The sequence below is a fragment of the Allomesorhizobium aridi genome, from assembly GCF_043769475.1.
Taxonomy (GTDB): Bacteria; Pseudomonadota; Alphaproteobacteria; order Rhizobiales; family Rhizobiaceae; genus Allomesorhizobium.
This window is the reverse complement of the sequence record NZ_CP171729.1, coordinates 4,455,314-4,467,017: the sequence shown is the minus strand read 5'-3', so window position 1 is coordinate 4,467,017 and position 11,704 is coordinate 4,455,314. Positions and strand designations below refer to the sequence as shown.

Annotated in this window: 11 protein-coding genes and 1 pseudogene; 4 read left to right on the top strand and 8 right to left on the bottom strand. The window is 65.6% G+C overall.

Annotated elements, in window-relative coordinates:
* The first annotated feature begins 8 nt into the window (after positions 1-8).
* Entirely contained in the window at positions 9-806 is a 798-nt protein-coding gene (locus ACG873_RS24140) for a ParA family protein (protein WP_394888323.1), read from the top strand.
* A 33-nt stretch (positions 807-839) separates the two neighbouring features.
* The gene (locus ACG873_RS24135) at positions 840-1,715 is read left to right on the top strand and encodes a ParB/RepB/Spo0J family partition protein (protein WP_394888320.1); all 876 of its coding nucleotides are present in this window, start codon (positions 840-842) and stop codon (positions 1,713-1,715) included.
* 22 nt (positions 1,716-1,737) lie between these two features.
* Here the strand turns inward: ACG873_RS24135 and holA are convergent.
* The 8 genes and pseudogenes from holA to ACG873_RS24095 form a co-directional block, all read right to left on the bottom strand.
* Positions 1,738-2,788: pseudogene (gene holA / locus ACG873_RS24130) on the bottom strand (DNA polymerase III subunit delta).
* A gap of 68 nt (positions 2,789-2,856) precedes the next feature.
* On the bottom strand, positions 2,857-3,375 hold the full coding sequence (locus ACG873_RS24125; RefSeq protein WP_394888317.1) for an L-2-amino-thiazoline-4-carboxylic acid hydrolase: 519 nt from the start codon (positions 3,373-3,375) through the stop codon (positions 2,857-2,859).
* Positions 3,372-4,166 (bottom strand): ATP-binding cassette domain-containing protein, encoded by a 795-nt coding sequence (locus ACG873_RS24120; protein WP_394888315.1) that lies wholly within the window; start codon positions 4,164-4,166, stop codon positions 3,372-3,374. The genes ACG873_RS24125 and ACG873_RS24120 overlap by 4 nt, the downstream gene beginning before the upstream one ends.
* The gene (locus ACG873_RS24115) at positions 4,163-4,933 is read right to left on the bottom strand and encodes an ABC transporter ATP-binding protein (protein ID WP_394888312.1); all 771 of its coding nucleotides are present in this window, start codon (positions 4,931-4,933) and stop codon (positions 4,163-4,165) included. The genes ACG873_RS24120 and ACG873_RS24115 overlap by 4 nt, the downstream gene beginning before the upstream one ends.
* A complete protein-coding gene (locus ACG873_RS24110; RefSeq protein ID WP_394888310.1) occupies positions 4,930-5,760 on the bottom strand; it encodes an ABC transporter permease in 831 nt (276 codons plus the stop codon). The genes ACG873_RS24115 and ACG873_RS24110 overlap by 4 nt, the downstream gene beginning before the upstream one ends.
* The gene (locus tag ACG873_RS24105; RefSeq protein ID WP_394888307.1) at positions 5,757-6,743 is read right to left on the bottom strand and encodes an ABC transporter permease; all 987 of its coding nucleotides are present in this window, start codon (positions 6,741-6,743) and stop codon (positions 5,757-5,759) included. The genes ACG873_RS24110 and ACG873_RS24105 overlap by 4 nt, the downstream gene beginning before the upstream one ends.
* Before the next feature lie 28 nt (positions 6,744-6,771).
* Entirely contained in the window at positions 6,772-8,382 is a 1,611-nt protein-coding gene (locus tag ACG873_RS24100) for an ABC transporter substrate-binding protein (RefSeq protein WP_394888305.1), read from the bottom strand.
* A 211-nt stretch (positions 8,383-8,593) separates the two neighbouring features.
* Entirely contained in the window at positions 8,594-9,520 is a 927-nt protein-coding gene (locus ACG873_RS24095) for a LysR substrate-binding domain-containing protein (protein ID WP_394888302.1), read from the bottom strand.
* Between the two features lie 93 nt (positions 9,521-9,613).
* On the opposite strand from ACG873_RS24095, the gene ACG873_RS24090 reads away from it, so the two are divergent.
* Both ACG873_RS24090 and ACG873_RS24085 read left to right on the top strand, forming a co-directional pair.
* Positions 9,614-10,501 carry a DMT family transporter gene (locus ACG873_RS24090; protein WP_394888300.1) on the top strand — a complete coding sequence of 296 codons (888 nt, stop codon included), beginning with the start codon at positions 9,614-9,616 and terminating at the stop codon, positions 10,499-10,501.
* A 138-nt stretch (positions 10,502-10,639) separates the two neighbouring features.
* Positions 10,640-11,569 (top strand): heme o synthase, encoded by a 930-nt coding sequence (locus ACG873_RS24085; protein WP_394888298.1) that lies wholly within the window; start codon positions 10,640-10,642, stop codon positions 11,567-11,569.
* The last annotated feature ends 135 nt before the right edge of the window (positions 11,570-11,704 follow it).

Here is an 11,704-nt window from a genome sequence, read left to right as displayed (position 1 = left end):
ATCGGATCATGAAAACCGGCCCACGCATCATCACAGTCGCCAACCAGAAAGGCGGCGTCGGCAAGACCACCACCGCGATCAATCTGGCGACGGCGCTGGCTGCAATCGGCGAGCGCGTGCTGATCGTCGATCTCGATCCGCAAGGCAATGCCAGCACCGGGCTCGGGATAGACCGCCGCGACCGGATTTCTTCGTCCTACGACGTGCTGACCGGCGCCCTGGCACTCGAGGACGCAGCCATGCCGACGGCGGTTCCCGGTCTCTCGATCGTTCCGTCAACCCTCGATCTCCTCGGTGTCGAAATGGAGATAGCGGGCGCGCCGGATCGCGTGCTCAGGCTGCGCAATGCGGTGCGGGCTTCGTCGGCGCGTTCCGACACCTACAGCTATGTGCTGATCGACTGCCCGCCCTCGCTCAATCTCCTTACGCTCAACTCGATGGCCGCGGCCGATTCGGTTCTGGTGCCACTGCAGTGCGAGTTCTTCGCGCTCGAAGGTCTCAGCCAGTTGCTCGAAACCGTCGAACAGGTGCGCCGTTCAATCAATCCGGACCTCTCGATCCAGGGCATCGTGCTGACCATGTATGATGGCCGCAACAACCTCGCCAACCAGGTGGTCGAGGATGTGCGCGCCCATATGGGCGAAAAGGTCTACGAGACGATCATTCCGCGCAATGTTCGCGTTTCGGAAGCGCCCTCGCACGGCAAGCCGGCGATCCTCTATGATTTGAAATGCTCGGGCAGCCAGGCTTACCTGCAACTGGCATCCGAGGTGATCCGCCAGGAACGCAAACTACGCGCAGCATGAACCGAGTCGCGAACGAAACAGTCTGGACTGACCATGAGTGACGACCCTTCAAGAAGAAGACTGGGACGCGGGCTTGCCGCGCTGATCGGCGAAATGGACAAGCCGGCGGAGGCGGAAACGCGCGCGGCGCCAGCCGACGGCCAGGTACCGATCGAGTTCATTGCGCCCAACCCGCGCAACCCGCGCCGGAATTTCGGCGATGCCGACCTTGCCGACCTTGCTCAGTCGATCCGCGAACACGGCGTGGTGCAGCCCGTGGTCGTTCGTCCGTCAGGCGAAGCCGGGCGCTACGAGATCATCGCCGGTGAGCGGCGTTGGCGGGCAGCCCAGCGCGCCGGCCTTACCCAGATCCCGGTCATTGTGCGCGATGTGAACGACCGCACCGCACTCGAACTTGCGATTATCGAAAACGTCCAGCGCACCGATCTGAACCCGGTCGAGGAGGCGCTTGGCTATCAGCAGTTGATCGATGAGCATAGCTACACGCAGGCCGATCTCGGCCAGGTCATAGGCAAGAGCCGCAGCCATGTTGCGAACACGCTGCGCCTGCTCAAGCTGCCGGATGTCATCCGCGATATGCTCATCAATGGCGATTTGTCGGCAGGTCATGCCCGCGCGCTGGTTTCGGCCGCTGATCCGGCGGGCCTCGCCAAGCGCATCGTCGAGGATGGTCTTTCGGTACGCCAAGCCGAGGCCTTGGCGCAGCTGCCGGCCGAGAGCCATCGCGAGCCGTCGCCCTCCGCTGCTCCGCGCGACAAGGATGCCGACACGCTGGCGTTGGAAAAGCTGCTATCCGATGTGACCGGCCTGAAGGTCGCGATAGCCCACCGCGACCGGGGCGGTGAGGTGCGGATCGGCTACAAGACGCTGGAACAGCTTGACGATTTGTGCCGGCGGCTGAAGCACTGACGCGCTAATATTAGCCGGCTAATCAGTTGCGGTTCCGCTGCGCAAGCCGGGCGCTTTCGACGGCAATGCCAAGCAGCGCCTGACGTGCTATCGCAGCGGAAAGGTCCGGACGCCTGCGGGTTTGCAGCACCGCGTCCTGAAGCCTTGCCAAGGCCCGCGCCAAGGCCTCAGTGTGCCAGCGCTCCAGCGCCGTCTCGACGATTTTTCGCCGCGAGAAAAAGACTGGCGGTCGCGCGCCCGCGACAACTGCAGCCGCGTTGCGCCCGCCGGATTCCATCGCGCCGCGCATCAGATGCAACGCCTGAAACTGGCGCATGGCGGCGGCCAGCACCAGGAAAGGCTGACCTCCGGAAAGAACCTGGCGGGTGAAGACCGCGTCGAATGCGTCGATCCGGCCTTCGAGCACGGCGTCAACGGCATCGTCAAAGGAAAGTCCCGAGACGTCGCCGATCGACGCCTTCACATCGTCGAGGCCGATCTCCCGTTGCCCCTGCGCGTAGACGACGAGCTTCTGAATTTCACCACGCGAAGCGAGGCGGTCGCCGCCAAGATTGCGGCGTAGCGCCTGCCGCGCCTCAAGCGCCAGCGACATCCCCGCCTTCTGCATCTCCTCGTCTATGATCGCGTCGATGCCGCGCGCCTCGTCGGCGTAGCAGGGCAGCGCCATGGCGCCGGGGCTGGCTTCGACGACGGTCCTGAGGGCCGCGCCCTTCTTCAGCTCGCCGGCCTCGATCAGAACGATGGCGTCTCGCGGCGGTTCGGCGCACAGCGCCTTGACGTCCTCGGCCAAGGATTTCTGGCCGGCGGCGTTGCGCACCCAGAGCAGCCGCCGTTCAGAAAACATCGGAACGGTGCGCGCTTCGTCGAGCAGGCGGCCCTGTTCGCGTTCGATCTCGGCCCCATCGAGACGCACCACCGAGAACGGATCGTCGAGCGGCAGTCCGGTCTTTTTCCGCAAAAGCCCGCGCCCGCTCGGCCACCAACCCGCGGTCCGGACCATAGAACAGGACGATTGTGGCTCCGGTCGGCCGGGCCAGCCACGCGTCGACTTCATGGGCTTTCTTCTGTGCCATCGCTTCCGGTTAGCATGGCATTTCGCTGCGGCGAAGCGCCAATTGATGTCAACTCGGTGCCATGGCGCTCAGGCTCCAGCTGCTGCTTCCCTGTCGGCCAGACGGATGTGGCAGCATCCGTCACCGTGGCCCGGCGTCCAGGTGACGTTGGCGAATTGCACGCCGGTCGCCTCGAACAAACCACGGTCGAAGGCGCCGGCAATGCGGCAGAGCGTGGCGAGCTTTTCGTCGCCGACGCCGGCTTCCACCCAGGCATCCTTGAGCGGACAGCGCTTCACCTTGAATTCTATGCTGGTTTCGCTGCGCAGCACGTCTGTCGGGTACATGCGGCCATCATCCGGGCTGACGGACAGAAAGGCCTCGCCGATGGCGCGCGCGTCGTTCGGGCCGAAACCGGCGAAGGCCGCTTCCGCAACCTCGCGGCCGCGCCGCTCGACTGCCCGCACCATAACCGCTTCGGCCTTTGCCGCGCCGAACTCCGCTTCCAGTTCGGCATAGAACAGCCGGTAGAGGTCGGCCCGGTTGCGGAACGCCGCATCCAGTTCGCGGCTCAGTCTTTCCGCCCTTTGCGAAAGTTCGTCGGTCATCCCGTTTCCTTCGAAGCCAGCCAGGCGAGGCTCGGCATGGCGGCCACCAGCGCCTTGCCGATCAGCGAAGTCGGCGCGGCGATAATCTGGCGCGCATCGCCCGTTTCGGCAATCGCGCCGGCCTCCATGATCGCCACACGGTGCGCGATCCGGCCTACCACCCCGAGATCATGCGAGATCAACAGATAGGCGATGCCCTCGTCACGCTGCAGCGAGACCAGCAGGTCCAGAATGTCGGCGCGCACGGAAACATCAAGCGACGAAAGCGCTTCGTCGAGCACGATCAGGGATGGTTTTGTGGCGACGGCGCGGGCGATTGCGACGCGCTGGCGCTGGCCGCCGGAGATTTCGTGGATGGCGCGGAGGGCGAGCGCGGGCGAAAGGCCGACCCGCTCCAGCAGCGCTGCGATGGAGCCCGGCCGCTCGTTGCGTCCGACCAGCCCATGAATGCGTAACGGGTCGTCTAGCACCCGGCCGACGGTTGCGCGCGGATTGAAGGCGGAGAGCGGATCCTGAAAAACCATTTGCAGCCGCGGCCGCACAGCCCGCAGCTTTGTGCCGCGCAGCGCCAACAGATCCCGCCCTTCGAAGCGAATGTCGCCGGCATCGGCATCAGCAAGCCGCAGCAGCAATCTGGCCACCGTCGACTTGCCGCTGCCGGATGGGCCGACCAGCGCAAAAGTCTCGGCGCGGTCGACCTCGAACGAGACGCCATCGAGCGCCGTGATCGTCCGGCCCGCGCGCCGATAGTGTTTGGAAAGGCCAGATACGACAAGCAGCGGGCCGGTCATTCGCCTTCCACCGACACAAGGCTCGCCTCGATCAGCGAGCGCGTATAGGGATGCGCAGGCGAGCGCAGCAGCTCGCCCGTGTCTCCGATCTCAAGAAGCCGCCCGTGGCGGAACACCGCGATCTGATCGGCGAGCTGCGCGGCAAGCGCGATGTCGTGGCTGATGAACAGAAGCGACATCGCATCCTCGGCAACCAGTCGCCGGATCAGCGCGACGATCTCTGCCTGGACGATCGTGTCGAGCGCGCTGGTCGCCTCGTCGGCGATCAGCAGGCTGGGCCGCGCGGCGATTGCCGCTGCGATCGCAACGCGCTGCTTCTGCCCGCCGGAGAGCTGATGGGGGTAGGCACGCGCAGCCGCATCCGGATCGGGCAGGCGGACGCGGTTGAGCAGGTCGGTGGCGTAGCCAAAGGCCTCACGCCAGGTCAGCGCCAGATGCGTCCGCGCCACCTCCGCGACCTGCTCGCCGACAGTCAGCACCGGATTGAGGCTCGCCGACGGATCCTGGAAGACGAAGCCGATGTCGCGTCCGTTGTGCGGCGCGTGGCCAAGACCCGGCCAGGCTATGCTTCCGTCGAGCTTCGTGCCGGCAGGCAGCAGGCCAGCGATTGCGAGCGCCAGCGTGCTCTTGCCTGAACCGCTTTCGCCGATCACCGCCAGGCATTCGCTAGCCTTTACATCGAGGTCGACCTGCTTCAGCGCCTGGACCTCCTGCCCCCCGCGTCTGTAGCGCACGCCGAGATTGCCGATTGAAAGCCGGGTCGTCACGCATTTATCCGTCTGGTTGCGCTGGTTTCGACCAGACCTTCGCCGGCTAAGTAAACGCCGAGCACGGTTAGCACGAGGGCCACGCCCGGAATGATCGATAGATAGGGAGCGGAGCGCAGCACGGCGCGGCCTTCGGCGATCATGCCGCCCCAGGTGACGCGGTTGGGGTCGCCGAGGCCTAGAAACGAGAGCGCCGCCTCGGTCAGGATCGCTGCGGCGACAATCACCGACGACAGCGCCAGCACCGGCGGCAGCGCATTGGGCAGGATTTCCCGGAAGGCGATCTCCAGCGGGTGCATGCCGATCACCCTCGCGCCGGCGACATAGTCGCGCTCGCGGATTGAAAGCACCTCCGCCCGGGCGATGCGCGCCGGTCCGGTCCAGGCGCCGAGCGTGATGGCGACAATAACGGTAGCGAGTGACGGACCGGCGATGCTGACAAAGGCAAGCGCCAGCAGGAAGCCGGGCACTGTCTGGAAGGCATCGGTGATGCGCATCAGGATCTCGTCGGCGACGCCACCGGCGAAGCCTGCCAGCGTACCGACCACCGCGCCGATCAGGATCGCGCCTGCGGCGGCAGCCAGACCGACCGCCAGCGAGGTGCGCGCGCCGTGAAACAGCCCTGCCAGCACATCGCGGCCGAGCCTGTCGGTGCCCAGCGGCAGCGCCCAGTCCTGGAAAGGCCGCAGCAGCGCCGGCCCGGCGATCGACTGCGGGTCGCGCGGGAAAAGCCACGGCGCCGAGAGCGCCATCGCCAGAAGCGCCGCCAGAATGAGCGCGCCGGTAGCCGCCTCTGGCGTACGCAAGAAGCGGCGGAGCGCGATCATGCCGCTTCCCCGCTTGAGCCGACGCGCGGATCGAGCGCGGCGTAGAGAAGATCGACTGCCAGGTTGACTGCGATGACCAGCACGGCGCTTACAAGGATAATGCCTAGCAGCAGTGGCGTATCGCGCGCAGCGACCGCTTCCTGCGCCAGCCTACCAAGCCCGGGGACGGAGAAAACGCTTTCAATAACGACGCTGCCGCCAAGCATTGCCGCCGATTGCAGGCCGAGCATGGTCACCAGCGGCAGCAGCGCGTTGCGCGCCACATGGCGCAGCACGATGCGCCGCCGCGCAATGCCCCTTGCCCGCGCGGCAAGCACGAAATCCATGCGCCACACCTCCGCCATGCCGGCGCGCATCATGCGCAGGTACAGCGCCAGGTAGATGAAGCCGAGGCTCGCCACCGGCAGGACGAGGTGACGGGCCATGTCCAGTGCGCGCGCCGCTCCGGTCTTGCCGGAAGCGATCGTCTCGATGCCGCCGAGCGGCAGCCAGCGCAGCTGCACGGAAAAGATGACGATGAGCACGAGGCCCAGCCAGAAGCCCGGCACCGCATAAAGAGCGAGCGAGCCGATCGACAGGAATCGGTCGCGAAAGCTGCCGGGCTGCGAGCCGGCGACGATGCCGAGAAACGTCCCGAGGCAGAAGGAAAGCGCGATGGCGCTGCCCATCAGGAGCAGCGTATTGGGCAATCGTTCCAGGATGACATCGAGGTTCGGCCGCGAGAACGCTACGGAATGCCCGAGGTCGAGCCGCGCCAGCGATGAGATGTAGATGGCAAAGCGGGTTGCCGCGGATTGGTCGAGCCCCCAGCGCCGCCGCAGCTCCTCGATCATGCTGGCATCGCCGCCAACCGAAACGACATAGGCGTCGACTGCATCGCCGGGCGCGGCTTCAAGCAGCAGGAACGTGCCTGTGATCACGATCAGCAGCACGGCAATGCTGCCGATCAGCCGGCGGCGTATGAGACGAAGGGCGCGGTTCATGACGTCGGCTGCGTCTCTCCCGCCAGCATTATCCTTCGATCCAGGTGTCGGCCCAGTTTGAGACCGCCCAGCGCGGATTGTTCGAAACCTCCTTCACCGAGGAGCGCGCCACGGTGATGAAGCCCCATTCGGCGACATTGATCAGCGGCAGGTCTTCCACGACCATCCTCTGGAAATCGACGTAGAGCGCGATGCGCTGGTCGGGGTCGAGCGTTTCGGCCGCCTTGGCGATCAGCGCGTCCAGTTCGGGATTGGCGTAGCCGCCCTGGTTGGAGAAGGGCACGCCGTCCGGAATGCCGCTCTGCACCAGGATGGTCGTCGAGATCGCCGGGTCGCCGCGGAAGACAGGCGGGGCGATCGCGAGATCAAAGGCATGGTCGGTATAGACGGCCTTCTGATGCGCGGCGGCGTCGTTGTTGACCAGTTCGGCGTCGATGCCGATCTCGGCCAGCGCCTGCCGCAGATAGTCGCCGAACTGTTTCGTCTCGTTGAAATAGGGCGCCGGCAAGAGCTTCAGCGCAAAACGGGTGCCGCCGTCGCCGCGCTTGTAGCCGGCTTCGTCGAGAAGAGCATTGGCCTTGTCGAGGTCGAAGGCGTAGGTCGGTACGTCGCTTGAAAAGAACTGTACGTCATTGCGCGGCACCGGGCCGACCGAGGCAACCGCATAACCGAGGAATATCGTCTTGACGACGAAATCCCTGTCGATCGCATGCGCAATCGCCTGCCGTACCTTGAGGTCCGCCAGTTCCTTGCGGCGGTGGTTGATCTCGATGACGAGTTGGTATGTCAGAGCCTCGTAGCCTTTCGAGATCACCCCTATGCCCGGCATTTTCGAGATGCGCTCGAGATCTGCGAGCGGTACCGCAGAAAATGCCGCCAGATGGATCTCCTCCGCCTCCAGCGCGCCGGCAGCCGCCGCCCTGTCGGGCAGGACGCGGTAGATGATCTCGTCGAGCTTCGGCTGGTCCTCGCCCCAATAGGCGTCGTTCTTCTCCAGACGGTAATATTCGCCCGGCCTGTGTTCGGCGAATTTGAACGGCCCGGTGCCGACCGGCGCGGTGTTGGCCGGATTGGCGGCGATCTCTCCCACTTCATAGATATGCTTGGGAACGACGCTGGTCAGCGCCGGCAGGGCGTTGCGGATGAGCTGGAACGGCGTCGGCCTGGCGAAGCGGAATATCGCCGTATGGTCGTCGGGAGTGTCGACCGCCTCCAAATCCTTGAACACTACGCGGCCGAGATTCTGCAGCGGCTTCCAGACCTGCAGCGCCGAGAAGGCGACATCGGCGGAGGTGAACGGCTTGCCGTCATGCCAGGTGACCCCCTCGCGCAGCTTGAAGGTGACGGTCAGTCCGTCGGCCGAGCCCTCCCAACCGGTCGCAAGGCGCGGCTCTAGCCCGTCCTTGCCGGTGAAGGAGGCTTCGGCCAGCGGCTCGACGATCTTGCTGGCGACGAAGAAGACGCCGTTGGAGGCGACGATCGCCGGGTTCAGGTTGCGGGGCTCGGAATCGGCAGCGACGGTCAGCCGCCCGCCCTTGCTGGGAGTTTGCGCCCAGAGTGCTGCAGGCAGCGCCGTGGAGGCGAGCAGAAACGTCGACCCGGCGAGAACGCCGCGCCTGGAAATCGCAAAATCGGACATGGCACCACTCCATTGCAGCGTCGCACAATGCGGCCATGCACTGGCCGTTCTGCCCTAGGACGCTTCACAATTCAGCATATCTACGGTCCCGGCAACTGGGCCAGAGAAGGAAATATTGTTGCGCGGCGGCAAAGCGGAATTGTCGTCCACAATGCAACCGATTTCAGTCGGGCCGCCTCGAACTTGGACCTTGGCGAATGTAAGTAGCTGCTTACCTCTCCGCCTGAAGAAACTCCTCGACGGCCTGCGGGTCGAGGCCTGCGGCGTCGCCGATGCGCCGGGCCAAATCGGCTGCCGCGGGCCGTGGCCGGCCGACAGGCCGGTCCATCCAGTAGGACACCGGATTGCGCACCCGCTTGTCGTCCACCGCCATGATGCGGCCGGCTTCGATCTGGCTCGCCGTCAGCGGCGGCCTGGCCAGCGCGACGCCGAGGCCGTGCGCCGCCGCGGCGAGCACGAGGTTGTAATCCTCGAAGCGCCGGTCCTGCGGCCGCGGCCGGTAGTCGATGCCCTGTTCACCGAACCAGGCGCGCCAGCCGGACGCATCCGAATCGTGGATCAGCGGGTAATCGAGCAGGCGCTCGGGCCGGCCGGAGCCGATCGTGCTCGCCAGCGCCGGCGAAGCGATCGGAAAACACCATTCCTCGAACAGCTCGACCGACACCCGGCCGGGTATGCGCCCGCGCCCGCAGCGTATCGAAATATCGATGCCTTCCTCGTCGAGATCCGATTGGTGGATGTCGATGTCGAGCACGATCTGCAGTTTCGTTGGGCCGTTTTCCAGCGCCGAAAGGCGAGGCATCAGCCACAGCGCGCCAATCGACGGGATCGAGGTCAGCCGCACCACTGCGGCGCCGCGTGGTCCGCTCCAGCGGTCGGTCGTGTCTGCTATCAGCGCGAAGGCCTCGTTTGTGCGCAGATAGAGGCGCTGGCCTTCCAGCGTCAGCGAAACGCCGCGCGCGCCGCGCTCGAACAGCTTCAGGCCAAGCCACGCCTCCAGCTTGGCGATCTGGCGGCTGACCGCGCCATGCGTGAGGTTCAGCCACTCGGCTGCCGAGGAAAAGCTGCCCATGCGCGCGGCCGCCTCGAAGGCGCGCAGTGTCTCAAGCGGCAGTATCGGTTGCGAGCTGTGATCCATACTCACAGCTGAGCCTCGATTTATTCGTTTGTCAACAGGCTGTGCCTGGCGCTTCCTTTCGCCGAAAGCCCATACCGCTGAAAGAGACAGACCATGACCGCCACCACCGTCACCCTCGCCCGCCCGGCCGATCCGATCGCGATAGCCGCGGTTGCGGTGACCGTCGTCGCCTGGGCGTCGGCATTTCCGGCCATACGCGCAGGCCTCGCCGCCTTCGGCCCGCTGGAACTCGGCGCGCTGCGCTTCGCAATCGCCGCCGTGCCGGCCGCGATCTTCATGCTTATCGCCCGTCCGCCGCTTCCGGCGCTCAAGGAGGTATGGCGCTTCGCGACCGGCGGCCTAGTCTTCGTGGCGATCTATACCGCGCTTCTCAACTACGGCGAGCTCACCGTTTCGGCTGGCGCCGCGAGCTTCATCATCAATGTGAGCCCGATCATGACCGCCGGTTTCGCGATGATCGTGCTTGGCGAGCGGTTCTCGGCTCTGGCTTGGGCCGGAACCTTCCTCTCCTTCACCGGCATCGGCATCATCGCGCTCGGGGAAGGCCAGGGCCTGAGCTTCGACCGCGGCGCGCTGCTGATCCTTGGCGCCGCGGTCTGCACCGCCACCAACACGATCGTGCAAAAACCGCTTTTCGCCCGCCACAAGCCGCTGACCGTGTCGGCGTGGAACATGGTGTTTGGTGCACTGTGCCTGTCGCCGGCCTTGTCCAGCGCGCTGTCGCAGGCCTCGGCGGCGAGCACGGAAGGCCTGATGGCCGCGATCTATCTCGGCATCGTGCCGGGTCTCGTCGCCTACGCCAGCTGGGCAGTGGCGCTGTCGCGCCTGCCTGCCTCGCGCGCCTCCAACTTCCTCTATTGCGTGCCGCCGGTGGCGACGCTGATCGGCTTTCTCTGGCTCGGCGAAGTCCCGACCAGCCTCGGAATCCTGGGCGGCGCGCTGGCGCTCGGCGGCGTGGCGGTGGTCAATCTGCGCCGCTGACCGCCGCGAGGGACCAGTGCGATGCGCGGGCCTTGGCGGGAAAGGTTTGCCGGGGGAGAACGCCGATCTCCGCCGTCCCGCAATTGCAAATGGAACAGGGACTGCTAGGCTGACGGTCGCAATCGGTGGTCGTCTGAAATGTCGGACAGGGAGAGCCGTTTCAACGAAGCTGGCGTCCCCATCGGCGGGGCGACGGCCGGCGATTTCTTCGCTCTTCTGAAACCCCGCGTCATGGCGCTTGCCGTCTTCACCGCATTTGTCGGTCTTGTGGCCGCGCCCGGCGTCATCAATCCGGCCGTGGCGGTCACCGCGATCCTGGCCATCGCGCTTGGCGCAGGCGCGGCCGGAGCGCTGAACATGTGGTACGACGCCGACATCGACGCGGTGATGTCGCGCACATCGGGGCGGCCCATCCCTTCCGGGCGCGTGATGCCCGGCGAGGCCCTCGGCTTCGGACTGCTTCTCGCCATGCTCTCGGTCATGGCGCTCGGCATGCTGGCCGGCTGGCTCGCGGCCTCGCTTCTGGCCTTCACCATATTCTTCTATATCGTCGTCTACACGATGTGGCTGAAGCGCTCGACGCCGCAGAACATAGTCATTGGCGGGGCCGCCGGCGCGCTCCCGCCGGTGATCGGCTGGGCCGCCGCCGCGGGATCGGTCGGCATGGAAAGCTTCATCCTGTTCCTGATCATCTTCTTGTGGACGCCGCCGCATTTTTGGGCGCTCGCTCTCTTCAAGGCCGGCGACTACGGTGCGGCCGGGATCCCTATGATGCCGAATGTCGCAGGCGAGGCGTCGACCCGAAAACAGATCCTCGCCTATTCGCTGCTGCTCGCGCCCGTCGGCGTGGCGCCCTGGCTGTTCGGTTTCGCGAGCGGTGTCTATGGGCTGGTGTCGGCCGCGCTCGGCGCGGGCTTCGTCTGGTATGCCTGGAAGGCCCTGGCCAGCGCCGACGCGAAAATGAGAAACGCCAAGACGCTGTTTGCTTATTCGATCATCTACCTTTTTGCGATTTTCGCCGTGCTCTTGGCCGACAGCATCGCTCAGCGGGCGCTTGCCGGCGGTTGAGGCGAGGCGTTCACAACGGCGTTGCGCAGAAGCCGAGCAGAAGCAGGATGGCCGTGCCCAGGCCGACAATGAACACCGTCTTTGCGTCCATCGCCTGATCCCCAAAGCCGTTTCGGCAAGAGTAGCGAAGAACGG